Source organism: Allofrancisella guangzhouensis, from assembly GCF_000815225.1.
Lineage (GTDB): Bacteria > Pseudomonadota > Gammaproteobacteria > Francisellales > Francisellaceae > Francisella > Francisella guangzhouensis.
This window is the reverse complement of record NZ_CP010427.1, coordinates 105,543-132,521: the sequence shown is the minus strand read 5'-3', so window position 1 is coordinate 132,521 and position 26,979 is coordinate 105,543. Positions and strand designations below refer to the sequence as shown.

Here is a 26,979-nt window from a genome sequence, read left to right as displayed (position 1 = left end):
ATGGCACATAGACATTTAACTCTTTCAGATAGATATTATATAGAAAATTTACTTAAATTAGGATACTTAGAAGCAGCAATAGCTAATAAAATAGGATTTAGTAAAACAGCTGTTATAAATGAACTTAAAAGGAATAAAGTAGGTAAAAGTTATTCTGCAGAGATAGCCCATAAGTTGTATTGTAGTCGTAGAAAGTCAAATAATCATAAACTTACTAATGAAGTTAAAAAGCTGATAATAGCTTTACTCAAAAAGAAAATATCACCGGAGTTAATTTGTGGTAGATTAAAGCATGAAGGTATAGCTAAGCTAAGTTTTAAAGCTGTTTATAACTTTATACAAAGACATAACCTTAAACAGTTATTATTCTTCAAAGGTAGGCGTTACAAATACAAAAAAGAAGGCTCCTCAAATCAAGGTAAGATAAAGGATAGAGTCAACATATCACAAAGGCCTAAAGCAGCTAATGATAGAAAAGAGCTGTATCATTTTGAAGGTGATACTATAGTCGGTAAAGATCATAAAGGAGCTATTTTGACTATGGTAGATAGAGTTAGTAGATTCACAATTCTAGGCAAAGCTAAAGATAGAACAGCTAGTTCAATTAACCAAATTTTATACAGAGCATCAAATGGTAATAAAATTACCACAGCTACTTTTGATAATGGTAAAGAGTTTGCTAAACACAAAAATTTATCAAATAAAACTGGTATTAAAGTATTCTTTGCAGATGCATATAGTCCATGGCAAAGAGGTACAAATGAAAACATGAATAGGTATATCAGACAATTTATTCCTAAAGGTACTGATTTTAGTAATATCTCTCATCAGTATCTTAGAAAGTTGCAAATTGACTTGAATAATAGACCTAAAAAATGTTTAAATTATTTAACACCTAATGAGGTACATTTCGGAATCAGTATAAACATTGAGACTACAATCTAGCAAGTATTTTGTTTAAGCATGTTAAGATTTTTTATAGCTTCTGCTATTTTATCATCTAATTCGACATAACCTGCTAGACTTAGGGACCTCAAGTTTTTGGGTAAATTAGTGATAATGTCAGATACTTTCATTCCTTCTCTCATCTCTACTGTTGAGTTAAGATATTTATCATTGGAAATATTCAAGTCACTTAATTTGTTACACTTCTGAATAGCTTTTGCTCCTAATAATCCAATATAATTTTCTGAAATATCTAAAGATTCTAAGTTTATTAGTTTATTAACAATAGCTGTAACTCCATCTAGACTAATAGAGTTCTTGGAAAGGTTTAATACTTTTAAATTTGTTATGTTGTTGGCTATATCCTTTGCACCGTGATCGGTAATACCGCAATTTGAAAGGTATAGGTAGTCTAGAGTTTTTAGTTCGGATAAGTACTTTATGCCTTTATCACCAATTTTATTATTACTGAGATCGATAGAAGCTTTTGTATTATGAGTTTTTTTATTGCGACTTTGACGAAATTCTAAGCCGCCTTTAATAGCGGCAACTATTTTTTTAACATCATTACCAACTAGATTTTTACTAGATAAAGCAAAACCTCTACCGTCAAGAAAGTCCATAGTAGCACCTACTATCAAGGGCTTTTTTTCACTCCACATACACATACTCCTAATTTTAAACAATAATAAAAATAATTAACAAATATTAACAAAAAAATACAATAATAAAACTTATTTAAACAAATTTTAAATAAAATAATGCAAATAGATAATGCTCTTGACCCACTAAAATTACAATAAATTGAAAAAGTTTGTTTGAATCTAAGAAAAAGCTGGAGTTAATAATGGTGATATCACCAAGATAGCTCCAACAAAAATAACAAAATAGATGCTGTTTGTTTTGTATATTTTAAGAGCTGGAACTTTGAAAACCATATACGCTGGTGCTAAACAACCTAAAATACCAAATATTGGGCCAGACAATGGTACAAGTATGTAAACTGGAGCGTCAAAAACTATAGATAACCAAGTTAAAAGAAAGATTATTAAAATAACGATTACATCTATAACTTTAGGGCTTATTTTTTCGGTTACTCTTGGTTGGTTAAAACTCATTCTTAATACCCCTTTTAAAGATTCTGCCATGCCAGCTAAAATACTTAAAAAAGAAGTCAAAATAGCACATATACTAATTACTATACCACAGACATATAAAACTATGTTTGACATGCCATGCTGTTCTAATAGTAAAAATGCTGATTGATTTTTAGCAGATGCTTCTAAAGCAAATTGTTTAGGTATAACAAAAGAAAATGATAATACATAAAATCCTATAAATATAACCAGTAAAATAAAAGCAAGCTTCATAGTATGTAAACATTTTTTTAGTACTCTCGTATTATCAAGGTTAGAATAACGAAGCCGGTAGCCTAATACCATTGGGCTTAATGATTGAATAAAAAGAATAGAAGTTAGAGAAAATGGTAGCATAATAACAGTTTTAGTTATTAACTCATAGCTATTATCGGGCAATGTGGTAAGATTTGCAGTTGACCAAAGTGGTATTAAAGCTAAAGAGACTACAATAATTGCCACAATCAAAACTACTATAAAAACAGTTGATACTCTTATTAGGACTCTCTGACTTTTCATTCCAGCAAAAATTAAAACTACCATTAAGATTGCACTATATAAAATATTTTGTTCAAGATGAGGATTATTGGTGATATTAAATAAATACAAATATGATGCTAAGGATTTAGCAACAACTTCTGCATATATTACTGTCCAAATTAGCATCATTAAAAAATACAGCATACCTAAAAAAATAGCCCAGTTCTTTCCTAAAAGCTCACTAATTACATCTTTATAGATTTTAGGCTTATTTGTAGCAAATAAAGTACATATATATAGTTTTTGAAATAAATAAATTCCTGGATAAGCTATTAATATGGAAATAGCAAAAACCGTAAAACCAACTACACCAATACTTACAGGAACTAGTACTATACCAGCCCCTATTGCCATCCCAAAACTAACAACTAGCCACCCAAGATCAAATTTATTGATCTTAGAAACATCTCGCATAATTTTAAATCTCAGACTAGGTTCTTAATAGATTTTATTCTATTTGATAAAACTCATATAAACAACTGTATATAGTATAAATATAAAATTAAAAAGAGTTGTTAAAGGAATTGGTAAATATGAGATCTATTGTTTAACCCAAACAAGCTTATCTGTATCAAAACCTAGAGCTTTTGATTTAGCGATAAAGTCTTTTTTAATATTTTCTGGGATTTTCGGCGTACGAGATAACAACCATAGATAATCTTTATTTGCTCCTGCAACATAAGCATACTTATAATCCGTATCTAGATTAAATACTACATAGGCTCCATAAAATGGCCTAAAGAAAGATACCTTCAAGTATGCAGTATTTTCTCCATCAACAAATTTAGCTATTCCTTCGGCGTAGCTTCTTTTACCACTTTTAGGATTTACGCCACTATTTAGAACTTTTATTGTACCATCAGAATTTAAGCTATATTCGGCATATACATTAGTCATCTCTTTCTCAAAGCTATTGTCAAAACGTGCTATTTCATACCATTTACCTAAATATTTATTTGCTTGAAAATCATCTACTGGTTGAACATTGGCAGGTTTTGTCACACATCCTGCTAGTAAAGAAAAAAATCCTACAACTATTAATAGCTTTGCTTTCATAATATCTTTTTGTTGGTAATATTTTATTAATATAATAAACTAACTAGTTAAATAAACATATTTAAATATTTGTAATTTATGGAATTAAGCTATTTTGACTTTATAAAAATGACAGACTTGGCAAGATACAAACTTTTTATAATTACAGGAGATGAGCCTTTACAGCGTTATAATATTATTGAAAAAATCACAACTGAGTTTAAAGACAAAAATTTTGAAATAGTTAGGTATGATTTAAGTGAGCAAAATCATGATATTCTTTATCAAGCAGCTGATAGCCTTAGCTTATTTAATATGGAAAAACTTATACAATTTAGTTTTGAAAAAGCACCTCAAAAATCTTTACAACAAGCTATGGTAGAAAATATTTTAAAACCTGGCGATAATGTTTATTTGTTGGTCTTTAATGCTATTAAGAAGCAAAATTTATCAAGTAAATGGTTTCAAAGCCTAGCTCAAAATGCTATTCACGTACATATACACCAGCCGAATATGACTAATGCTATCAGTATAATAAATCATGAGTTGCAGCAAACAAGTATAACTCTAACAGCTGAGGCAGTTCAATTGCTAGCACAAAAGACAGAAGGTAACTTAATAGCTGCTAAACAGATTATAAAGCTTCTTTCACGCCAAAATATACAAAGTTTTGATGATAAAGTCTTAAAGCCTTTTTTACATGAGCATACTAATTTTGATGTTTTTGATCTATCAGATGCTATTCTAAACCAACAAAAGTCAAAAGCTTTGACTATATTAAATAGTATTCTTAATGAGAGTGATAAACCTCCCCTGATACTTTGGGCTCTAAAAAGAGAATTGCGAATCATTTCTCAGTTAAAATCTACACAGCGTAATCACCATCAAAAGATTTTCGATGATAACAATATTTGGTCATCTAAACAAAAATATTATACAAGTTTGGCAAATAGAATTGGTTCTGAGATTATACTGTCTTGTTTACAAAAATGTTTAGATACAGATTTATGTATAAAAGGAGCAAAGCAGGGAAATATTAATCTAAAACTTAATGATATAGTTTTTGGTTTAGTCAGTTAACTATTACAGGATAACAAATTTATAATGCTTTCGTTATTGTTTATTTTTGCATCCTCTAGAGGTGTTTTGCCCCATCTATCTGTCGTTGAAATATCTGCTCCTTTGCTAACTAAATATTTTACAATGTTCTCATGACCTTCAGCAGCAGCTAAATGTAGAGCTGTTCTTTTATCATAATCTCCTTTGTTAATATCTACTCCTAATGCAACGGCTCTTTTAACTTCAGAAAGATCTCCTGTACTTGCAGCCCAAATTAGCTCAAAAACTAAGTTTGATTCAGCCAACATTCTATTTTCTACAGGATTTATTTTGTCATTTCTATCAATATGATCATAGTTGTGAAAGCTAAATCTATTTACTAGTCTTCTGCTAAACTCAACCCCTCTAACCGAGTTATGGTTAGAGTCTAACCTAGGTGAGAATATTGCAAACCCACCGACATTAGGGATAGCAATAACCAAAGCACCAGATACACCTGATTTGGCTGGTAAGCCAACAGAAAAGGCATATTCACCAGAGAAATCATACATCCCACAAGAGTACATCATCGATAGACAGTTTCTAATAGTTGTGGGTGAAAAAATCTTTTTATTCGTAAATGGGCATATTCCGCCGTTTGCTATAGTAGACATAATTTTTGCCATTTTTTTAGCATTAACCTCAATCGAGCATGTTTGAAAATAAAAGTCTAACGAAGTATGTATATCAGTCTTAGGAGGGAAAGCTCCTACCTCCTTCATGTAATGAGCTAAAGCATAGTTTCTATCTGCTGTTTCTTTCTCTGAGTGGTATGTGGCATTATCAAAACCCACTGATTCGCCACCTGAAAGGTCTTTCCAGACTTTAGTAATATATTCAAACCTATCTGCTATATTCCACTCAGGTTTAATCAATGAACAAGTCATGATAGCTCCAGAGTTAATCAAAGGATTATGTGGAAGATTATATTTATTTAAAGCTATAGCATTAAATGTAACTCCGCTTGGCTCTCTACCAACATGTTCATGAACTTTATCTTCTCCATTTAATTCTGTAGCAATACAATAAGTTATAGCTTTTGCTGTAGACTGAACACAATATGGATGCGTATAATCACCTAAGGTAATCATCTGACCATCAACACTACAAAAAGCCACCGCAAATAACTCAGGATTAACTCGGGCTAATTGTGGTATATAGTTTGCTACTTTTCCAGAGATATTTTTTTTAGTTTCTTCGTAAATATTTTGTATTTCCGTCCTGAAAGCAGTGAAGTCTGGGATTACAAAACTTTTACTAATCGCCTTTTCTATAAGGTTTATACTATCTGAAGTTACATCTTTAAAAGCTTCGAAGCCAATATTTTCTGTACGTGAAAATTTGCCTAGTTTTTCAATTAACGTTTTTACGCGTACATCATCTCTAGCTACGCCAGAATCATCTAGAACACCTAAGATACTTGATTTTGTAACAGATTCATTATCGTTACAAATAACATGGAAAATATTCTTGTAAAGATCTTGACCTACAGAGTAACTTGTATTTATTTTAGTTTTAATTTTCACATTTATTCCCTTTGGATTAAAAATTATAAAAGATATTAAATTAACGTTTTAACAGAGATCTATTTTACAAAAAAGAAGAATAAAATTTAAGGGATCTAACAAATTATATTATCATAAAACTAATATCTTTCTTTAGAAGTCAAATTTAAAAAAGTTAAGCTTCGACAGCAGCAGCCAGAGCTAAAGCCACTATATATGGGTCTGCATTTGCACCTGGTCTTCTATCTTCAAAATAACCATACCCTTTTAAAGCAACTGGTTTTGGAATCCTAATCGAACTGCCTCTATCAGCATCACCAACTTTAAAAGTATTTATATCACAAGTTTCATGTAAGCCAGTTAATCTTTCATGTAAGTTAAAACCATAATCTAAGATGTCTTTTTTATGGTTTTTTTCTAAGTTTTTAACTATTCTTTTAATCTCTTGTTTACCCTGTTTAGGATCTCTAGTTGCTTTAGTAGAGAAATTAGTATGCATGCCAGCACCATTCCAATCGCCTTTGATAGGCTTATTATCAAAAGAAATTGTTATACCATATTCTTCACCTAGTCTTATAAGTAACCATCTAGCAATATGAGTATGATCAGCAACGTTTAGTATCCCAGCATCCTCACCATCAACGCCTCTATAACCTATCTGAAACTCCCATTGACTGGGCATAACTTCAGCATTAATACCATATATCAAGATACCTGCTTTTATACATTCTTTTAAGTGTCTTTCAACTAGCTCCCTACCAAACACTCTATCAGCACCTACCCCACAATAATATGGTCCCTGAGGCCCAGGAAAGCCTACTATTGGCCAGTCAAGAGGTCTGCCATCGACGAACATAGTGTACTCTTGTTCAAACCCTGCCCATATATCATGCTCTTTTAGGTTTTCTAAAGCCACTTGTAGCTTTGATCTGTGATTAGTTTTATGAGGTGCTTTGTTATCTGGGTTGTAAACCTCACACAAAACTAAGTAACCATTATCTCTTAAAGGGTCTATAACAAAATTAACTGGTCTAAGTATACAGTCTGAATTATCACCAGTAGCTTGATTTGTAGAGGATCCATCAAAACTCCATTCTGGGAAATCTGCTATTTTGATGTTTTCTTTATATGGTAATATTCTAGATTTTGAACGAAGTCCAGCAACAGGATTTGCACCATCAATCCATATATATTCAGCTGTTACTATTTTCATTTGAATTTCCTAATTTCACTAAATAACAAGATCTAATGATAGCAATTAGACAAAAAAAGTAAATATCTTTGCAAAAATATATGATATAAACAGTCACCTTTATAAAACATCAATGTAAAACAGTTTTTATGAGGCAAAAAAATAAATTTGGCATCCCGTAGGGGATTCGAACCCCTGTTGCCGCCGTGAAAGGGCGGTGTCCTAGGCCTCTAGACGAACGGGACATAAGACTTAAGTTGCTATGGCTAGCGACATGTGGGATATTATAAGCTCTTTTTTACTTTAGTCAAGGTATTTTGAAAAATAATTTCTTATATTTTATGGGTAACTTCAACACAATCCATATAGTGCTTTGTTATCTCTCTAATCCCAGCTTTTAATAGTCCTAATCCCCCCCAAAAAACAACTGAATACATTAAATCCATAAGAGAATCTTGCAGTTGTTTTTTTAAGGCTAATAAATTACATCTAGAACAATCTAAATTTCATGTTATTTGCTATCTTCAGTATTTTTATTAGCAACGAAAGTATTAATTAACGATCCTAAATCAATAGCAGATTCAGTATTTTCTAATGGTATTATACTACCTTGGTGTAGATATTTATCTTCAGATGCTGAGTTACCAGTTAGGTCAGCTACTGCCATAATATCTTCTTTGGGTGGACTAAGAGCAATATAGTTATCACCAAGGACACCAGACATAGCTATAGCAGCTGAATAATTTGCGGGTATCTTTTCACTATCATTCATGGATATGGTAACCAAAGCCATAAAACCATTGTATGTTTTCTCAAGAGATATATTTGTTACTTGACCGACCTCTACGCCAGCTATTTTTACGGCAGCATTTATTCGTAATGAACCTACATTTTTAAATTGTGCTTGGATAGAGTAGTGATTAGTATTAAAAGATTTAAATGAACTGCCACTTACTTTAAATATCAAGAAAACTAAGCATAAAACGCCTAAAATAATAAAAATACCAACAGAGGTCTCAAAATATTTATTCCTCATTAGACTTCTCCAAACATAATTGATGTTAAAATAAGGTCAGCTCCTAAAACACTCATACAACAGTACACTACAGTTTTAGTTGTTGCCTTAGCTATACCATTTGAGTTAGGTACACAATAGTATCCTTGATATAATGCTATCCAGGCTATTACAAAAGCAAAAACCAGACTTTTGATTAAACCATTTGATATATCCGAAATGTTTACAGAAGATTGAATATTGCTCCAAAATTCACCATATCCTATTCCTAGACCACCTTCTGCTAATATATATGATGCTATAATCGACACCGAACAGAATACTAGAGTGAGTACGGGTACACTTATTATACAAGCCCAAAATCTAGTTGAAAGAATAAAGCTAATAGGGCTTACGTTCATCATTTTTAAGCTGTTAATTTGGTCAGTAGCTTTCATTAAGCCTATTTCAGAAGTTATTGAGCTACAAGCTCTACCTGCAAATAACATGGCTGTGACAACAGGTCCAAGCTCTCGTAATACACTTAAAGCTACCATGGTGCCTAGTAGAGAATGAGCTCCAAATTTCGCTAAGGTATAGTAGCCTTGTAAGCTTAGAACTAGTCCAATAAAAGTCCCCGAAGTCATTATAATAATTAGTGAATTAACACCAACGGTATTTATTTGATCTATACAGTCTCGAATGTTAAATTTACTACTTATGATACTTATAATTAGATGTAGAGAATTTAGACAACTATAAATAAGAGAAATAGTTAAACCATAAATTTTGCTAAAAATGTACATATTAAGTCCTTAAAATCTCTTTAATAAAAAAATCTTTATTTAGATGTAGTTGATTTTGTTCAACGCTTTTAAGAGGTTTGCCAGCTAAAAAGGCTTTTATATCTTCATTTTTACTATTTTTTACATTTTCAGGTGAATCGCTAGCTAAGATTTTTTTATTTGCTACTATAACTATGTGATCTGAGATACTTAGAGATTCTTGTATATCATGAGAAACAATTATAGAAGTCGTTTTTAGAGATGTATTAAGTGTTGATATTAACTCAAGTAGCTTGTTAAAAGAGGCTGGATCTTGTCCTGTAAATGGCTCATCATACATCATAATATTAGGATCTAGAGCAACAGAACGGGCTAGTGCGACTCTACGAGCCATGCCACCAGAAAGCTCACTTGGCATCATATCTATGGTGTGAGCAAGCCCAACAGCTTGTAACTTTAGCAACACAATATTCCGGATTAGTTTTTCATCTAATTTGGTATTCTTTCTTAGTGGGAAAGCTATATTATCGTATACGCTAAGGTGTGTAAAAAGGGCTCCAGATTGAAACAAAAACCCCATTTTTTTGCGGAGTGTCGCAAGTTGTTTTTCAGGAGTTTTTTTATTTATATAAATGTTATTAATGTAAATATTGCCGCTATTAGGTTTAATAAGCCCTGCTATTAGTTGTAGGATGGTTGTCTTGCCGGCACCAGATGGACCAAGGATAGTAGTGATTTTTTGAGACGGGATAGTAAAGGTAACATTATCGTATATGCACAAATTTCCTCTATAAAAAGAAACTTGATCGAAATTAATATCGCTCATTTTATTAGTGGCTATCTAATTTAGTTGAAAGGTATATTAACTTCGATTGTTGAGTTTTTGCTATTATCTTCTACCTTTAAGTCTATATCCCTAATATTTTCTTCCGAAAGAGCAATATATTTTTTAACTACCTCTATTATCTCATCTTTTAGTTCAGCAAGTAAATGACTACTAATTCTTGATGATCTAGGTTTTAGCTCATTTCTTTGATGTGCAACTATAATCTGTAGCCTTTCTTTTGCTAAAGAAGCACTATTTTGTTTTTTCTTTGGTCCAAAAAGCTTTGCAAACATAATTATGACTTACCTATTAATTTTTTAAAGAAACCAACTTTATGCTCTGTATGTCTCATAGGGACATCTTTACCTAGCATTCTATCTACTGCATCAAAGTATGCTTTAGCAGCTACAGAGTCTGCAAAATGGGTTATTGGGTGACCGCTATTTGAAGCTTCTAATATATCCTTTGATTCTGGAATTATACCAGTAATAGGAGTATACAAGATTTCGCTTACATCCTCAGCTTTTAGCATTGCCCCAGCTTTTGCTCTAGTAGCATCGTATCTATTTAGCAATAGATAGATTTCTTTGAATTCCCCCTCTTTTTGGGCTTTCAGAGTTTTACTTGAAAGCATACCAAGTATTCTGTCAGAGTCTCTTACCGAAGATACTTCAGGGTTAGTAACTATGATCGCTGCATCAGCACATCTCATAGCCATAAGAGATCCTTTTTCAATACCTGCTGGAGAATCACATAGAATTATATCAAAAGAATTTTTTAGTTCCTCTACTACTCTATCAACCCCATCTTCTGTTAGAGCATCTTTGTCTCTAGTTTGTGACGCTGGAATTATAAATAAATTTTCTATGCGCTTATCTTTAATAATAGCTTGATTAATTGTGGCTTCTTCTTTTACTATGTTTATTAGATCATATACTACTCTTCTTTCACAACCCATTATTAGATCAAGATTTCTAAGTCCAACATCAAAGTCTATAACTACAGTTTTTAGCCCTCTTTTGGCAAAAGCATATGCAATAGCAGCACTTGAAGTTGTTTTACCAACGCCGCCTTTACCAGAGGTAACTACAAATACTTTACCTTGTTTTTTTTCACCCATATTGGCTATAACCTCTTATAAGTTTAACTTATTAAAAACTTTCTATATGGATTTTATCATCTTTTAGGTAAACGATATATCCATCAGTACTTTTTTCATTAATAGGGATGCTCTCATTATTAAGAGTTACATACTTACCAGCTATTGAAACTAGTTCTGCTTTCAGGTCTTTACAGATAATTTTTGCTTCTTTGTTGCCTGAACTACCAGCAAGAACTCTTCCCCCAATTCTTCCATATACAATTACACTGCCATCGGCAATAATTTCAGCACCATTGTTTACGTTAGCTGTTACTATTACGTCAGCATCACGAGCATTGATAGATTGCCCAGTACGCACAGGAGAAGTTATTATCTTAGCTGATGTACGAGGGATCTCTTCAAAAGTATTTTCTTTGACCTTGCCATTTTTTAAAATATTATGACCAGCTTTAGCTAGCTTGGTCTTTAAATCTTGGTTGTTTACTACAAAGCCTACAGGAATCATACCATTATATCTAAAACAAGATATTACTTTGTCCAAAAACTCTACCGTGCACTTTTCATCTCGATCGATTTCAGATACGTCAATTACAAAAGGAGTGTTCTGGAAAAAAGATTTTGATTGGGCGACTTTTGAACTAAGTAGGCTCTCAATTTGAGTAAATTCTGTTACGTTGATACTGATAGCACTTATGGTGTAATTGCCGCCCTTAAAATGAAAAGCTTGTTTCATAGCTTATAAGACCTTAGTTTTAGTTGTGGACTTATTTATTTGATTTTTGCTTCTTTATAAACTACGTGCTTACGGGCAACAGGATCAAATTTTTTAATTTCCATTTTGTTTGGCATATTCTTCTTATTTTTAGTGGTAGTATAAAAATGACCTGTCTTTTCAGAAGAAACTAATTTTATTTTTTCTCTCATTGCTTGAATTCCTTTTTTAGAATTATTTAAACTTAGATTTTATGACCTTGTGCTCTTAAGTCGTTAAGAACAATATCGATACCTTTTTTATCGATTATTCTCATACCTTTAGAACTAACTTTTAACTTTATATATCTATTTTCGCTTTCTACCCAAAATCTATGTGTATGAAGATTTGGTAAAAATCTTCTTTTAGTTTTGTTTTGAGCGTGTGATACATTATTTCCTGTAGCAGGTCTTTTACCCGTGATAATACAAACTTTAGACATTATAGAAACCCTCCTTGGGCGAAATTTCTTATTATTTTCACAATATCTTCAAGATTTTATTATGTTTGAAATTAAAAGTAAACTGAAAATTTAAAATAAATCTTATTATATATATTATAACCTATTGATTAAGGTGTTCCGCCAGCCTCTGATGAATCCTGAATGTTGACGTCATAATTAAAATTATCACCACTATCTGCAAGCTCGCTTGTAGGTACGTTAGTATTTCTAGATGGCGGAGTTGGATCGTCATCGACTTTTGAGACAGTTTTTTGTGTATTCGTACTTGAAGATGAGACATCATTTTGATCAGTAGCTATGGTAGAGCCAGAAGATATTTTAGTAGTTTCGTTATCTTTTTGTTGATCTTCAGGAAGATATAAAGGACCTGTTTGTCCACATCCAGTTAGTGAGTAACTAAGAAAAATCAGTAAAAATAGTTTTTTCATAATTTTTATATAGCATTATAACATTATATCTTATCTAATAAGAGTTAATTTACCAGTAATTATATGATTTGGCAAATGCTTTGTTTATTTGGCTTTTATAAATGGTAGAATAAGTTTGAGTAAAAAAAGGACTTAATTAGAGAAAACTTGATGGTATTTCTAGATTTCGTAGGAGTTGGTGATGCTACGGTAAAGGCTTTAACTAAAAATGGTTTGAATTTACCAGAGGAGTTACTATTTGTTTTCCCTAAAGTTTATAAAGATACCAGATTTATAACTTCTGTTAGAGATCTTGTGGTAGATAAAAAAAGCGTTATTGAAGGTAGAATAACAAGTATTACTTATAAAAAAACTGGAAGGAAATTTGTACGTTTTTTGGTTGATGATGGTACGGGTGTTTGTTCAGTTGTTTTGTTTAAGTTTTATCCAAATCAGATAAGTATGCTAGAAAACGCAGAGTATGTAAGGTGTTATGGTAAGATAGTTTTATCACAAAATTTCCAGATGATTCATCCGGAATGGGCGGTGATAAAAAATAATAAATGTTTGCTTGAGCAGAAGCTATCTGCTGTGTATGGAGTAAAAAAGGTTCCAGATAAGTTAATCACTAATATAGTTACTAAACTTTTGCAAGATAAAAAAGTAAAAGATTTAATTCCACAAGCTTGTTTAAAATCGTACAATTTAATTAAGGTTACCGATGCTTTATATTATATTCATGCTTTAACGGACTCCTTAGACGAACGTTATCTGTCAAAAGCAAAACATTCAGTTAAGTTTGAAGAAATGTTGGCTTATAAGTTGGCTGAGGAAAATATAAAAAAAGACCTTTCAAAAACTTCATCTCCTAAACTTATCCTAAAGAAAAATGATATAGATAAATTCTACGATAAATTACCATATGACTTGACTGATGCTCAAAATAAAGCTATTAAACAAATTTTAGCTGATATTAAAAAGACAGATACGATGGTAAGGCTATTACAAGGAGATGTTGGAGCTGGTAAGACTATCGTTGCAACTGTAGCTTTGTATGCTGCTGCAATATCAGGTTATCAAGCTGCGATTATGGCACCAACAGAAATCTTGGCCGAACAACATTATAAGTTTTTATCAGATTATTTGACTGATTTTGGAATAGAGGTTATACCACTGCTAGGTAAATTAACCCCAAAGCAAACTAAAATTAGTTTAGATAGGGTAAAAAATTCACCGAACTGTATTGTAGTTGGAACTCATGCTATCTTTCAAGAGCGTGTTGAATATAATAATCTTGGATTAGTGGTTGTAGATGAACAACATAGGTTTGGGGTGGAGCAAAGGTTAGCACTGATCAAAAAAGGTGCTGACGCAAAAAAAATAGCTCCTCATCAGCTTATAATATCAGCGACTCCCATTCCTAGAACTTTAGCGATGACTTTATATGGAAATCTTGAGCTTTCTATATTGGATGAATTGCCACCAAATAGAAAACCTATAGTTACAACTATCCTTAATCGTTCGAAAAAATTAGATCTAATAGTAAAATTAAAACAAGCTATAGTCAGAAAGGAGCAAATTTATTGGGTTTGTCCGCTTGTAGAAGAATCTGAAAGTAAGGATTTTCTACAAGATGTTAAAACGCTGTATTCAGAACTTACAGTTGAACTTGGAGACGCCAAAGTTGGGTTGGTATATGGTAGTATGAAATCCAATGAAAAAATCCAAGTTATGAATGATTTTAAAGCAGCTAAATATGATGTTTTAGTTGCAACAACGGTTATAGAAGTTGGTGTTGATGTTCCTAATGCAAGTATTATGATAATTGATAATGCTGAAAGGCTTGGGATTTCACAGCTACATCAGTTAAGAGGTAGAGTAGGTAGGGGCTCAAAAGAAAGTTATTGTGTGCTTTTATATAGCAATAAAATTAGTGAGATTGGTAAAAAAAGGTTATCTTTAATTCGCCAGTCTCAAGATGGTTTTTATTTAGCAGAAAAAGATTTGGAGATACGTGGAGCAGGTGATATTTTGGGTAAAGAGCAATCTGGTATATCGACATTTAGAACTTTTGATATAAACGAGTATTACGATAATTATCAACTAATATCTATGTTTGCTAAGCAAATAAGGCAAGATTACCCTGAAGTAGTACCTCAGCTAATAGCTAGATGGTTTAATCAGAGAATAATATATGTGGATGTTTGATTTATGGTTTTGGTGAGTATTTTGGCTATAGTAATAGCTCTGGTGTTTACAGTTGTAGTGGCAAGGATGTTATATAGTTTTAGCTATAGAAAAGGGCTACTTCAGTCTAGAAAAGACTATATTATAAATGCCATAATTGTTGGATTTGTATTCTTTTGTGTAAGTAGTTTTTTGTATGTGGTTATGTTAAACCTTTTTAGCATCTAAAAATTGGTTGTATGTTTTTTTAGTTGTCTATTATATATTGATTGACTAAGAAATATATTTTAACTACTCTTTAGTTAGCCTGAACGTTTTTATTGTTAATTAATGTTATGAGAATAATGGAAATACTTCCTAAAGCTTCAGTAATTAGATGTGCAAAGTGTCAAGTTTTAATGTCTGTTAACTTACCAATGATTGACCCTCATCAGTATGGAAGAAATAACACTATCAAGGAGATAATTTGTAATTGCGTAACTAACAATTGTGGGAAGCTATTAATAAAATATGATTATAACTACCATGTTTTAAGAATAGACTACATTAAAAGCCATGAAATTACTAACCCACCACACGTTTTAAAGAATACACATAGCCTAGGTGTGGCGAGTAAAACAGTAAGTAAACCAAATATATATAAAATTTCGCTAAAAACTCTGGAAATATTAAAAATTGCTGACAGTGTTATTGGAAAAACCAAAGCGCTGATGATGTTTGGAGCTTCTAACCAGAAAAAGCATCCTCACAATAGTTCTTATAATTGCTTAACGACTGTAAGAGCAGCCTGGAGTTATGGTAACCATAGAGCTTACGACATTAACAAACAAAAAATTATTGACAATAATACTTCACGCCCATTACGCGCTGCAGCTTGGGCTATTAAGGCGCAGGCAGGAACATGTGATAATATTAATGCGGTAGCTTACTGCTTATGTAAAGATATGTTAGGTAATAATGTAAAAATAAGTCTCGTAGTTAGCTTGTCTCCTATTGGACACAGTTTCGTGGTCATATCTGCTTTAGATAATTCATTTGAAGATATTGCTGTAGATGCATGGCCAATACATGCAAGAGCAATACTTTGGAAACATCATTTTTCTCATCCAAATATAAAGTATGTGAAAAAAACAACAACAGGGATATTAAATTGTCCACATAAAAGAAGTAGAATGGAAGTTTTGGCACAAAGATGTCAGAATATACCGGCTCCAAGATTTCAAAATAATTACTTATGTCAACCATCTTTTGATTATAACTTCCCAACTAAAGATGGGTTACATGATATTGTATATGTGAGTTAATTTTTAGAGCTTTATTCATAACAAGGTGTCAAAAATCATTTAGCTAGTTGTTTATTTATATAAAAAATATTAGCATTAGCATATTTTGTGACTTTAGTGTTGTGCTATGTATTTCTTTATAGTTTCTTTGATTATTTTACTTTCTATTTTTTGCACTATATATATGGTGTACAAGCTTGTAAAGCAGCAGGACAACTTCTCTGCTTTAACTTTTAAACAGAGTATTATTTTAGCGAGTTCTGGAGTAACAGCATTTCTAGCAGATACTGTTGGAGTTGGAAGTTTTGCTGTAAATATAGCAATAGCTAAAACTTTTAAACTTGTAAGAGATGCAGAACTTCCTGGTTTTGTTAATGGTGCTCAAGTAATACCTGGGGCTATAGAAGCAATGTTTTTTTTGGGAGTTTTACATGTTGATGTGGTGACTTTGGTTGTGTTGGTATTAGGAACAACTCTAGGAGGGTTTATAGGAGGAATCTTTGCATCAAAAATCAAGACCTCAACAATTAGGTTGATAATGATATTTGCTTTTACCTTGGTTATATTTTTATTGCTTGGTAAATTATTAGGTTTCTTACCAATAGGAGGCAGTTTGATGAAACTTACTGGTATCAAGCTAGTGTTAGGGTTTATCGGTATGTTTGCGGCAGGTTTTTTAGTGTGCTTTGGTGTAGGGCTTTTTGCTTTGGTTCAGGCTATACTTTTTTTACTAGGAATGTCGCCTCTTGTTGCCTTTCCTATTATGACTACAGCTGGTGCTATCCAGCAACCAGTAACAACCTTTGCATTTACTATGAATAATGCTATTCCTTTGAAAAAAGCCCTTATAGTTGGGATTTTCGGTGTGATAGGCGTTTTTATAGGTTTTCATGTTGTTACAGCGCTATCAATAGAGCAATTGCAATGGCTGTTGGTTGTGGTGATAGCCTATAATACAATAAATTTATTAAACTCATATTATAAATCTAAAAAATAAAGCTTCTCTTAAAACCAAAGTTGATAGCTGGTATAATATTTTTGTAATATCGAAAAATTTCATTTCAATTAAGAGGTTTTATTTAAAATGGCTATTATAAAAGCAGAAGATCTGATTAATAGTGTTGCAGAGGCATTGCAATATATTTCTTATTACCATCCCAAAGATTTTGTTGATGCTATGTATGAAGCCTACCAGCGTGAGGAGTCAAAGCCAGCTAAAGATGCTATGGCTCAAATTCTTATAAACTCTAGAATGTCTGCTATAGGTAAGCGCCCTATTTGCCAAGATACAGGAATGGTATGTGCTTTTATTAAAATAGGTATGGATGCTAGGCTTGATAAAATAGACAGAACTATAACAGAACTTGTAAATGAGGGTGTACGTCGTGGTTATGCTGATGAACATAATCCTCTTAGAGCTTCTATGGTTTTTCCACCGCATGGGTCTAGAAAAAATACTAAAGATAACACCCCAGCAATTGTCCATATTGATATGGTGCATGGTGATAAAATTGAGATTGATATTGCCGCAAAAGGTGGCGGATCTGAATTTAAATCTAAATTTAAGGTTTTAAATCCTAGTGATAGCATTATTGATTGGGTCGAGGAGATGTTACCAACTATGGGAGCAGGCTGGTGCCCTCCTGGTATAATAGGTATAGGTATTGGAGGCACAGCAGAAAAAGCAATGCTTCTTGCAAAAGAGTCTCTTGGTGAAGAAATAAACATGCAAGATATAATAAAAAATGGTCCACAAAATGAAACCGAGCAGTTAAGGCTAGATATTTACAATCGCGTAAATGCTTTAGGTATAGGAGCTCAAGGCTTGGGTGGTTTGACTACTGTACTTGATGTTAAGGTAAAAGAATATCCAACACATGCTGCTTGTAAGCCTGTAGCTCTTATTCCAAATTGTGCAGCTACTCGTCATGTGCACTTTGTCTTAGATGGTTCAGGGGCTGTGGATTTGCCAGCACCTAAGCTTGAAGATTGGCCAGTAATTGAGCAAGCTCAAAACGCTGATGTTAAAAGGATAAATCTAGATACTATAACTAGAGAGCAAATCAAAAGCTTAAGATCAGGTGATAATGTGCTTCTAGGCGGTAAAATTTTGACTGGGCGTGATGCTGCTCATAAACGTTTGCAAGATATGTATGAAGCTGGCCAAGAATTTCCAGTAAGCCTAAAAGATAAGTTTATCTACTATGTGGGACCTGTTGATCCTGTTGGCGATGAAGTTGTAGGTCCAGCTGGTCCAACTACAGCTACTCGTATGGATAAGTTTACTCCATTTATGTTAGAAAAAGCTGGTATCATGGGAATGATAGGTAAATCTGAACGTGGTCAAGCAACTATAGATTCTATTAAAAAAAATAAAGCAATTTACTTTATGGGAGTAGGTGGCGCTGCTTATCTGATTTCAAAATCTATTAAAAAAGCAAAGGTTGTGGCTTTTGAAGACCTTGGTATGGAGGCAATCTATGAGTTTGAAGTTGAGGATATGCCTGTGACCGTTGCTGTTGACTCATTAGGAGTATCTGCTCACCAGCAGGGACCTGAACTTTGGAAGGCCAAGATTGCAAGATTAAAAAATATTAAGGCAAAACCATAAAATTTGCTTTTTATTGCTGATTTTAGAAACTTTTGGCTTTCTTGGTTGTTAGAATAAAGGTAACTTTACTTGTATGAATAAATTACCATCAATCTACGCAAAATAATGTTAATAGGTGTTGGTTACAATACAGAAGTTTACAGTTAGTTGAGATAGTTTAGTAAATGAAAGACAAAATTTTTGAATTTATAAAAAAAGTACAAGCAATATCGCATACTGGAGTTACGTATTCACAATGTCCGTATGCTCTTGATAATTATCAAGAGCTTTTAGGTTTGAGTACAAAAATGCTACATGAGTATATTAACTCGGATGTACAACCGTATAATATCTACCGAGATATATATTACCCAACGCCTCAACCTGGGATACGAGTTGTTATTATTGAAAATAATAAACTCTTAATGGCTCAAGACGTTGATACTCCGGGTGAATGGACAATACCAGGAGGGTGGTGTGATATAGATTTATCTCCGGTTGAAACTTGTGTAAAAGAAGTAAAAGAAGAGACAGGATTTGATATCAGAGTTACCAAACTATTAGCCTTGATGGATCGCAATAAATATACCCAAAGTGAAATTTATAATGTTTATAGTATTGTGTTTCTTGCTGAAATAATTGGAGGCAAGAATAGTCCAAATTTTGAAGTCAATGAAGTTAAGTTTTTTGCTATGGATAATTTACCCAAATTGTCTCATAAAGTTACAAATAAGGAGTTAGAGATTATTTTACAGGCATATAAATCTGGTGAAATATTTTTTGAGTAGGAGAAAAAAGGTGATAAAAGTTTTTGGAATCAATAATTGTACAGGTGTGAGGAATGCTCTTAATTTTTTTGAGGAGAAGGGTAAAAAAGTTGAGTATGTGGATTTAAAAAAAGAAAAACCTACCTGGCAAGAAATGCAACAAATTAAAAAGCTAGGCAACTTTGAAACTATCGATTTATTTAATTCTAATGGTAAACTTTTTGTAGAAATGGGTCTAAAAGAAGAGTTTAACAGTTTATCAGAGGAAGAGGCATTTAAACTTTTAGTAACAGATGCTTTACTTTTTAAAAGGCCGCTAGTAGTTGACGGTAACTATGCTAGGACTGGTTGGAATAAAAAAGAATATGAAGCAAAATGGGGTTAAACGTGTTATATTTAATTTACGGTAATTTTTTACGCTTTTTAAAAATATAAAATTAATTAAACATGTGGATATTAAATTAAAATACATTCACGGCGTGCAAAAACATTATCAAGCAGAATATGGTAATAACATTTGCAGTAATGTTTAGTTCTTTTCTATTACAAAATAGAGAAATTAAAAACCAAACTAAAATACCAGAAGCAATGCCTGTAGAAATTGATGATGATAAAGTCATTAGTAAAATAGTAAAGAAAGCAGGTGTTGCTTGAACAAAGTCATTCCAGTTAACTTTTGCTACTTGTTGCATCATCATTATCCCTATCAGAACTAGTGCTGGTGAAACAACCTCAAGTGGTATGGAAGCTATTAGTGGCGATAAAAATAAAAATGGTAAAAACATTAATCCAGCGAATACAGCCGTTAGTCCTGTGCGTCCACCTTGAGCTATACCTACACCTGATTCTACAACGACGGTAGAAGGACTAGTCCCTATAAATCCAGATACTGTTGCGCTAGCAGCATCAATAAGGAAAGACTTTTTTAGCTCACTATCTTTATGGTCATAATTTTTATCCATACTAGCATATAAACTTGATATAGTTCCAGTACCATCAAATAGGCTTAAAAAGCAAAAAGTAAAAATAGTTGGTAAAATTGCAAATTTAAGACCATTAATAAAATCAATCTGTCCAAATAGAGAAAAGTCAGGAAGAGAGATAAATTGAGTTGGTAAAGTAATTATATTTTTAGTAGAAAAATGCTCTAAAGGCAAGGCTAATATATATCCAACTATTATAACAATAATAATCGGAGCAGGTATTTTTTTGATAAAAAGAATTAATAGTGTTACCAAGCAAATTATGAACAAGCCTGTATGCGTATTTAAATCGGCAAGAGCAAGCATGCCAGAATTATTAGCTATGAAACCACTATTTATAAGTCCAATATAAGCTATAAATAGCCCTATACCAGCACCTAATGATTGTTTTATGGATTTTGGTAAACTAAGCATTATTTTAGTTCTGACATTAAGAATCACAAGTAAGCTAAAAATAATTCCGGACCAGAAAGTTGCACCTAAAACTGTTTGCCATGGTAAATGATATATCTTTACAGCTGTAAAAGCGAAAAATATATTCATTCCCATGCCAGGAGCTATTACAAAAGGGTTGCGTGTAAACAATCCCATAGCAATACTTGCAATAGCAGAGATTAAAATTGTACTAGTAACTAAGGCATTGCTAGGCATACCAGTAGTAGCAAGTATTTTAGGGTTAATAACTATAATGTAAGATATGGCCAGAAAAGAGGCTAGCCCAGCTAAAAATTCTTTTTTAATTGAGGTATTGTTTTCTTTGAGTTTAAAAAAGGTTTTCATAAATCTACTAAAAATAACAAATATTTTATTGGAAGTTATATTCTAAATTGTAATTAATGAAAAATCTATTTTTAAAATACTAAAAAGCTGGTTAGACAAATAAGTTAATACAATCATTTAAAAATAAATATCCTTTATCTGTCGGTTTTATATAGTTATCGGAGAGTACTAATAATCCTTTTTCAGCTCCTAGTTGTAACTTACTGTGAATATCATTTTTATTCAGCAAGGTTTGTTGTTCAAAAGTTTTAAGATCGAAACCATTTTTTAACCTTAGAGCGTTTAACATAAATTCGTATATCAAATCATTTTTTGGAATTATATTTTGTCCCTTTATAAAACTGTCAGCTTGTGTATATATATTAGGATGTTTGTGTTTCCAAACACGTTTGATTTGTTTTGTTTGTAAATCTGTAACCTTACTATGTGCTCCAGCTCCTATGCCTATGTAGTCACCAAATTCCCAGTAGTTAGTATTATGTGTTGAATTTAAGCCATTTTTTGCATAGGCTGAAACTTCATATTGCTTAAAACCAGCTTGCTCGAGCAGTGTTTTACCTGATATTTCTATTTTTTCTAAGGTTGTTTCATCTGGAAGTATAGGAGGTTTCACTGCAAATAGTGTATTTGGTTCTATAGTTAGCTGATACCAGGAAATGTGCGTAGATTGCATAGCTATAGCTTGAGATATATCAAATATACCATCTTCTAAACTTTGGTCGGGTAAGCCGTGCATTATGTCGATATTAAAATTAGTGATTTTAGACTGATGGATTTCTTCTATAGTTGCGTATACATTTTCGCAATTATGGATTCTACCTAGAGCTTTGAGTTTGTCATCTTGGAAGCTTTGCACGCCTAAAGATATTCTATTTATCCCTATCTCTTGATAACTTTGTATAGAGCCTCTTTCAACAGTCCCAGGATTCATTTCAAGAGTTATTTCACAATTTTTATTTAGTTTTGAATTTGAGTTGATATGTTCTAGAACTTTGCTTAGATATTTTGGTTTAAACAAAGAGGGCGTACCACCACCAATAAATATACTAATAATCTCTCTATCTTGGATATCGTTTATATGGTACTTAAAATCAGCTACAAGTTTCTTGTAGTAGCTTTCAGATAGATCCAGGTTATTTTTGATAGCATGTGAATTAAAATCGCAATAAGGGCATTTACGCACACACCAAGGAAAATGGATATATATGCTAATTTGACTATTTATGTTAGACATATGAAGGTCTTTGTTCTCCAAGATTTAGGCTTTAAAGATTAAAAATTTACTTACAATAAAAGTATAAATTGCAACAAGCAACATAGTTATAAATAAAGCAATTAGATATTGAATATGAAGTACATGTAAAAGTACAGAATATATCCCTTCATTTAAAGCTAGACCTATTAGAGCATTTATGAAAAATTGTGAAGCAGCTTTCTTGTGGGATTGTGTGGTTTTGGAAAATGTAAAATATCTATGACCAAAATAACTCACATTAAAAGCTATTAGATAAGCAAAAAAGTTAGCAATAAGTGGTTTAGTAATGTTTAAATCAACGATTATAAAAACTAGTACAAAATTCACTAAAGAAGCTAGAGCTCCTATTATTAAAAAGTAAAAAACTTGTTTTTTAAACATTGGTTATGGTGTTTCTGAAGTGTTGTTTATATTATACCGGTAAATAGGAATTATTTATAAGGTAAAATTGTGGAGATATTTAAGTATCAGTTAGGAATAGTAGAAAAACTTCCTTCATCAGCGTTATTTATGATGTTTAATCTAAGTATTGGTGGTGATGTTGAGCTTGGTTTGAAGATTTTGCAAAAATTTGTGGATGGTCAATCTATAGTTGCTGGTTTTGGTAATGAGCTTTTAGCTAAATTTGATTTACCTAAAGATTTAGATTTTCAAAAGGCTATGTTTGACAGTGATAAAATGTCAGATCACAGTGGACATGATTTAGTATTGTGGGTAAGAGCAGATGACAGGGGAGAATTGTTTCATCATGCGATAGCCATTAGAAAAGCACTTAAGGATTTTTTTAAGCTTAAGAAAGTAGTATCAAGTTATACATATCGTGGTAAGTATGATCTTTCGGGGTTTGAGGATGGTATAGAAAACCCCAAAGGTAGTGAGGTTGCGCCTGCTGCAATAGTTTCAGATGGTAAATTAGAAGGCTCAAGTTTTTGGGTATTGCAACAATGGTTACATGATTTCGATTGGTTAGATAGTGTAAGTCAGTCTGAAAAAGAAGAATGCGTAGGAAGGTCTTTAGATGATTCACATCAATTTGAAAATTTAAAAGACTTTGCTCACGTCAAAAGATCAGCAAAAGAAAACTTTTCTCCAGAAGCTCAAATACTAAGGAAGTCTATGCCGTGGTCAGATGATCGGTTAAATGGAGGATTCTTGTTTTCAGGCTTTGCACCATCATTTAGGTCATTTAACCTACAAATGTGGAATATGCTTGGCGGTGATGATGGTATATTAGATGGAGTATTTAAATTTTCTAAAATTATTGAAACTAATTATTTATGGTGTCCGGCGTTTAAAAAAGGCAAATTAGATTTTTCTTTGTTGAAAAGATAAAAATACTACTAAAGCCTTTAGAATAAGCAGATGATATAAATTAGTATCACTTTTTATAAATGAATATTTTTGGGTTATTTTTGCTGCAATAAATAGTTTATCTATTTGATAAACCAACATATCAATAAAATCTTTATTTATATACAAACTCTTATTAACAGGTTAAAATATACAAGTATTTTACAAAAATTTAATTAGTATCTACGGAGGTTAAAAGGCATGTCTGATATTAAAAATATCACTAAGCTACAAATAGAGGATAAAGGCAAAAAATATTCGCTATATAGCTTAAAGAAACTTGGTCAAGAGTTAGGCAAAGATATCTCTCGTCTTCCTTACTCAATCAGAGTGTTACTTGAAAACCAGCTAAGGAATATAGATGGTTATAAAGTAAAAGAATATGACCTGCATAAGGTTTTAGATTGGGCAGCAAAAGCAGAGTCTAGACCAGAGATTCCCCATATGCCAGCTAGAGTAGTTATGCAAGATTTTACAGGTGTTCCAGCAGTAGTAGATTTAGCTGCGATGAGAAAAGCTATTAAAGACGCAGGTGGTGATGCTGATAAAATTAATCCTCTTGTGGATACGGCAATGGTTATTGACCATTCAGTGCAAGTAGACTTTTATGGTACAAAGACAGCTTTAGCACAAAACGTAGCTAAAGAATTTGAAAGAAATGGTGAAAGATATAGTTTACTTAAGTGGGCACAAACAGCTTTTAATGATTTCGTTGTGGTCCCCCCTGGAATGGGTATTATTCACCAAGTTAACTTAGAGTATCTTGCAAAAGGTGCGTTGATTAAAAATTTTGATGGTGAAAATATAATTTATCCTGATACGTTGGTTGGTACAGACTCACATACTACTATGATCAACGGTATTGGTGTAGTAGGTTGGGGTGTTGGTGGTATCGAGGCTGAAGCTGTTATGCTTGGTCAGCCATACTATATGGTACTACCGGATGTTGTAGGTGTTAAATTCACTGGTAAGTTAAAGACAGGTGTTACTGCTACTGATTTAGTACTTAAGGTTACTGAGGTACTTAGAAAACATGGTGTAGTAGGTAAATTTGTAGAATACTATGGTGAAGGTTTAGAAAGTTTATCTCTACCAGATAGAGCTACGATTGCAAATATGGCTCCAGAATATGGTGCTACTATAGGGTTTTTCCCAGTTGATGAAGTAACTCTAGACTTCTTTAATAACACTAACCGTAGTGAGCTTGTTGATGCAGCTCGCCAAATGTATAGAGAACAACTTTTATTTAGAGAAAACCCTATTGAGGAGCCTGAGTATTCTAGTATAGTTGAAATCAACTTATCAGATGTAGAATCTAATCTAGCAGGTCCTAAGAGACCACAGGATAGAGTAGCTTTCCACGATATGAAAAAAGCTTTTGAAGAAGCTTTGGTTCATGAACAAGGTTTACATGGTTTTGGTTTAACTGAAGAAAAATTACAAAAATCAGCTGAAGTAAAAGGCTTAGGTGAGACTATAACTCATGGTTCACTTGTTATAGCAGCTATTACTTCTTGTACAAATACCTCTAACCCATCATTGCTTTTAGGTGCGGGCCTATTGGCTAAAAAAGCAAATGAAAAAGGTCTAAAAGTTAAACCATTTGTAAAAACATCATTAGCTCCTGGGTCTCAAGTGGTTACTCAATATCTTGAGAAAGCTGGCTTGTTATCAGAGCTTGAGAATTTAGGTTTTAACCTTGTAGGTTATGGTTGTACAACTTGTATTGGTAACTCAGGACCATTAGATGAACCTGTTATTGATGCCATAAATGAAGCGGATCTAGTAGTTGCCTCTGTAAGTTCAGGTAATCGTAATTTTGAGGGTCGTATAAACCCACATGTTAAAGCTAATTATTTGGCATCGCCTATACATGTAGTTGCATATGCTTTAGCAGGTACAGTTGATTTTGATCCGGTTGAAGATCCTATAGGTCAAGATAATGATGGTAATGATGTGTTTTTAGCTGATATTTGGCCCGCTACAGAAGAGATTGCATCTATACAAGCGGATGTGGTTAACTCTGATATGTTTAAAAAAGCTTATGCAACGGTACTTGATGGTACAAAAGATTGGCAAGAGCTACAGGTTCCTACAGGCAAGCTATATGAGTTTGATAAATCATCTACTTATATTCAATGTCCTAATTTCTTTGAGAAGTTTGCCGAAGGTAACGATGATTTAGATATTAAAGGTGCTAGAACACTACTAATGTTAGGTGATTCTGTAACTACAGACCATATATCACCAGCAGGCAACATACCAGAAGGTTATCCGGCAGGTCAATATTTGAAATCACACGGAGTAGATAAAAAAGACTTTAACTCTTATGGTTCTCGTCGTGGTAATCATGAAGTTATGGTCAGAGGTACTTTTGCTAATATTCGTATCCGTAACTTATTGCTAGATGGTGTAGAGGGTGGCTTTACTAAGTATCACTTAGATGGTTCGCAACAGTATGTATTTGATGCTGCCATGAAATACAAAGAAAAAGGTATACCACTAGTAATATTGGCTGGAAAAGAGTATGGTACTGGTTCATCTCGTGACTGGGCTGCTAAGGGTACTTTTCTATTGGGAGTAAAAGTAGTTATAGCAGAGAGTTACGAGAGAATTCACCGTTCAAACTTAGTTGGTATGGGTGTTTTACCACTTGAATATGTAGATGGTCAAAATGCTAAAACTTTAGGCTTAGATGGTAGGGAGATGTTTAATATTAAAAACTTAAATGATATTAAACCACGTCAAAGGATTGTAGTAGAAGCTGTACATCCAACTACTGCTCATACAACAACGTTTGAGGCATTAGCTAGACTAGATGCTGATGTTGACGTTGATTATCTAAAAAACGGTGGGATTTTGCAGACAGTACTTAAAGATATAATGGTTAAGGATTTAGGAAACTCTGATAGTTCTTGTGAGTCAGACTCAAGCTGTATTTTTGCAAAATTTGCTTATTTTCTTAAAAAAATATTCAAGTAGTTAGATCTATAACTTTTCTTAAT

The 26,979-nt window shown here is 32.6% G+C and carries 27 protein-coding genes and 1 tRNA gene; 10 read left to right on the top strand and 18 right to left on the bottom strand.

From position 1 onward, the window contains the following. A complete protein-coding gene (locus SD28_RS00645; protein ID WP_039124962.1) occupies positions 1-945 on the top strand; it encodes an IS30 family transposase in 945 nt (314 codons plus the stop codon). On the opposite strand, the gene SD28_RS00640 is transcribed toward SD28_RS00645, so the two are convergent. The 3 genes from SD28_RS00640 to SD28_RS00630 form a co-directional block, all read right to left on the bottom strand. Further along, positions 942-1,607: a leucine-rich repeat domain-containing protein gene (locus tag SD28_RS00640; protein WP_039123089.1), complete on the bottom strand. Its 666-nt coding sequence runs from the start codon at positions 1,605-1,607 to the stop codon at positions 942-944. The genes SD28_RS00645 and SD28_RS00640 overlap by 4 nt on opposite strands. A 162-nt stretch (positions 1,608-1,769) precedes the next feature. Continuing rightward, positions 1,770-3,035 (bottom strand): amino acid permease, encoded by a 1,266-nt coding sequence (locus SD28_RS00635; RefSeq protein ID WP_039123087.1) that lies wholly within the window; start codon positions 3,033-3,035, stop codon positions 1,770-1,772. Between the two features lie 126 nt (positions 3,036-3,161). Continuing rightward, on the bottom strand, positions 3,162-3,677 hold the full coding sequence (locus SD28_RS00630) for a lipocalin family protein (protein ID WP_096334691.1): 516 nt from the start codon (positions 3,675-3,677) through the stop codon (positions 3,162-3,164). A gap of 78 nt (positions 3,678-3,755) precedes the next feature. Here SD28_RS00630 and holA point away from each other — a divergent pair, with 78 nt between their 5' ends. Continuing rightward, positions 3,756-4,736 carry a DNA polymerase III subunit delta gene (gene holA, locus SD28_RS00625; RefSeq protein ID WP_039123082.1) on the top strand — a complete coding sequence of 327 codons (981 nt, stop codon included), beginning with the start codon at positions 3,756-3,758 and terminating at the stop codon, positions 4,734-4,736. On the opposite strand, the gene glsA is transcribed toward holA, so the two are convergent. The 12 genes from glsA to lptM all read right to left on the bottom strand — a co-directional run bounded on the left by glsA (position 4,733) and on the right by lptM (position 12,800). Further along, positions 4,733-6,274 (bottom strand): glutaminase A, encoded by a 1,542-nt coding sequence (gene glsA, locus SD28_RS00620; protein ID WP_039125665.1) that lies wholly within the window; start codon positions 6,272-6,274, stop codon positions 4,733-4,735. The genes holA and glsA overlap by 4 nt on opposite strands. A 160-nt stretch (positions 6,275-6,434) precedes the next feature. Then, complete coding sequence (locus SD28_RS00615) at positions 6,435-7,472, bottom strand: glutamine synthetase beta-grasp domain-containing protein (RefSeq protein ID WP_039123080.1); 1,038 nt, start codon at positions 7,470-7,472, stop codon at positions 6,435-6,437. Positions 7,473-7,620: 148 nt separating this feature from the next. Beyond that, a tRNA-Glu gene (locus SD28_RS00610) sits at positions 7,621-7,696 on the bottom strand. A 266-nt stretch (positions 7,697-7,962) separates the two neighbouring features. Beyond that, positions 7,963-8,487, bottom strand: a complete 525-nt coding sequence (gene mlaD / locus SD28_RS00605) for an outer membrane lipid asymmetry maintenance protein MlaD (RefSeq protein WP_039123078.1) — start codon at positions 8,485-8,487, stop codon at positions 7,963-7,965. Beyond that, the gene (locus tag SD28_RS00600; protein ID WP_039123076.1) at positions 8,487-9,251 is read right to left on the bottom strand and encodes an MlaE family lipid ABC transporter permease subunit; all 765 of its coding nucleotides are present in this window, start codon (positions 9,249-9,251) and stop codon (positions 8,487-8,489) included. The genes mlaD and SD28_RS00600 overlap by 1 nt, the downstream gene beginning before the upstream one ends. A gap of 1 nt (position 9,252) precedes the next feature. Then, complete coding sequence (locus tag SD28_RS00595) at positions 9,253-10,056, bottom strand: ABC transporter ATP-binding protein (RefSeq protein ID WP_039123074.1); 804 nt, start codon at positions 10,054-10,056, stop codon at positions 9,253-9,255. A gap of 20 nt (positions 10,057-10,076) precedes the next feature. Beyond that, on the bottom strand, positions 10,077-10,349 hold the full coding sequence (gene minE / locus SD28_RS00590; RefSeq protein ID WP_039123071.1) for a cell division topological specificity factor MinE: 273 nt from the start codon (positions 10,347-10,349) through the stop codon (positions 10,077-10,079). 2 nt (positions 10,350-10,351) lie between these two features. Beyond that, positions 10,352-11,176 (bottom strand): septum site-determining protein MinD, encoded by an 825-nt coding sequence (gene minD / locus SD28_RS00585; protein ID WP_039123069.1) that lies wholly within the window; start codon positions 11,174-11,176, stop codon positions 10,352-10,354. A 31-nt stretch (positions 11,177-11,207) separates the two neighbouring features. Further along, the gene (gene minC / locus SD28_RS00580; RefSeq protein ID WP_039123067.1) at positions 11,208-11,891 is read right to left on the bottom strand and encodes a septum site-determining protein MinC; all 684 of its coding nucleotides are present in this window, start codon (positions 11,889-11,891) and stop codon (positions 11,208-11,210) included. A 35-nt stretch (positions 11,892-11,926) separates the two neighbouring features. Continuing rightward, on the bottom strand, positions 11,927-12,082 hold the full coding sequence (gene rpmG / locus SD28_RS00575; RefSeq protein WP_039123065.1) for a 50S ribosomal protein L33: 156 nt from the start codon (positions 12,080-12,082) through the stop codon (positions 11,927-11,929). A gap of 32 nt (positions 12,083-12,114) precedes the next feature. After that, positions 12,115-12,351 (bottom strand): 50S ribosomal protein L28, encoded by a 237-nt coding sequence (rpmB, locus tag SD28_RS00570; RefSeq protein ID WP_039123063.1) that lies wholly within the window; start codon positions 12,349-12,351, stop codon positions 12,115-12,117. A gap of 128 nt (positions 12,352-12,479) precedes the next feature. Further along, a complete protein-coding gene (gene lptM / locus SD28_RS00565) occupies positions 12,480-12,800 on the bottom strand; it encodes an LPS translocon maturation chaperone LptM (RefSeq protein WP_052251844.1) in 321 nt (106 codons plus the stop codon). A gap of 150 nt (positions 12,801-12,950) precedes the next feature. Here lptM and SD28_RS00560 point away from each other — a divergent pair, with 150 nt between their 5' ends. From SD28_RS00560 to SD28_RS00530, 6 genes are all read left to right on the top strand, one after another. Further along, positions 12,951-14,987 (top strand): ATP-dependent DNA helicase RecG, encoded by a 2,037-nt coding sequence (locus SD28_RS00560; protein ID WP_039123060.1) that lies wholly within the window; start codon positions 12,951-12,953, stop codon positions 14,985-14,987. A 314-nt stretch (positions 14,988-15,301) separates the two neighbouring features. Next, a complete protein-coding gene (locus tag SD28_RS00550) occupies positions 15,302-16,270 on the top strand; it encodes a hypothetical protein (protein ID WP_157698610.1) in 969 nt (322 codons plus the stop codon). Positions 16,271-16,433: 163 nt separating this feature from the next. Beyond that, on the top strand, positions 16,434-17,246 hold the full coding sequence (locus tag SD28_RS00545; protein WP_052251911.1) for a hypothetical protein: 813 nt from the start codon (positions 16,434-16,436) through the stop codon (positions 17,244-17,246). Positions 17,247-17,333: 87 nt separating this feature from the next. After that, positions 17,334-18,860: a fumarate hydratase gene (locus SD28_RS00540; RefSeq protein WP_039123054.1), complete on the top strand. Its 1,527-nt coding sequence runs from the start codon at positions 17,334-17,336 to the stop codon at positions 18,858-18,860. A gap of 164 nt (positions 18,861-19,024) precedes the next feature. Beyond that, entirely contained in the window at positions 19,025-19,627 is a 603-nt protein-coding gene (locus SD28_RS00535; RefSeq protein WP_039123052.1) for an NUDIX hydrolase N-terminal domain-containing protein, read from the top strand. Positions 19,628-19,637: 10 nt separating this feature from the next. Further along, the gene (locus SD28_RS00530; RefSeq protein ID WP_039123050.1) at positions 19,638-19,991 is read left to right on the top strand and encodes an arsenate reductase family protein; all 354 of its coding nucleotides are present in this window, start codon (positions 19,638-19,640) and stop codon (positions 19,989-19,991) included. A 76-nt stretch (positions 19,992-20,067) separates the two neighbouring features. Here the strand turns inward: SD28_RS00530 and SD28_RS00525 are convergent, their stop codons facing one another. From SD28_RS00525 to SD28_RS00515, 3 genes are all read right to left on the bottom strand, one after another. After that, positions 20,068-21,369, bottom strand: coding sequence for an NCS2 family permease (locus tag SD28_RS00525; RefSeq protein WP_039123048.1), 1,302 nt, complete (start codon positions 21,367-21,369; stop codon positions 20,068-20,070). Positions 21,370-21,460: 91 nt separating this feature from the next. Continuing rightward, the gene (gene hemW, locus SD28_RS00520) at positions 21,461-22,603 is read right to left on the bottom strand and encodes a radical SAM family heme chaperone HemW (protein ID WP_039123047.1); all 1,143 of its coding nucleotides are present in this window, start codon (positions 22,601-22,603) and stop codon (positions 21,461-21,463) included. Positions 22,604-22,627: 24 nt separating this feature from the next. Beyond that, the gene (locus SD28_RS00515; RefSeq protein WP_039123045.1) at positions 22,628-23,005 is read right to left on the bottom strand and encodes a GtrA family protein; all 378 of its coding nucleotides are present in this window, start codon (positions 23,003-23,005) and stop codon (positions 22,628-22,630) included. A gap of 69 nt (positions 23,006-23,074) precedes the next feature. On the opposite strand from SD28_RS00515, the gene SD28_RS00510 reads away from it, so the two are divergent. Beyond that, entirely contained in the window at positions 23,075-23,956 is an 882-nt protein-coding gene (locus SD28_RS00510; RefSeq protein WP_039123043.1) for a Dyp-type peroxidase, read from the top strand. Positions 23,957-24,175: 219 nt separating this feature from the next. Next, complete coding sequence (gene acnA / locus SD28_RS00505; RefSeq protein ID WP_039123040.1) at positions 24,176-26,956, top strand: aconitate hydratase AcnA; 2,781 nt, start codon at positions 24,176-24,178, stop codon at positions 26,954-26,956. Positions 26,957-26,979: the final 23 nt, after the last annotated feature.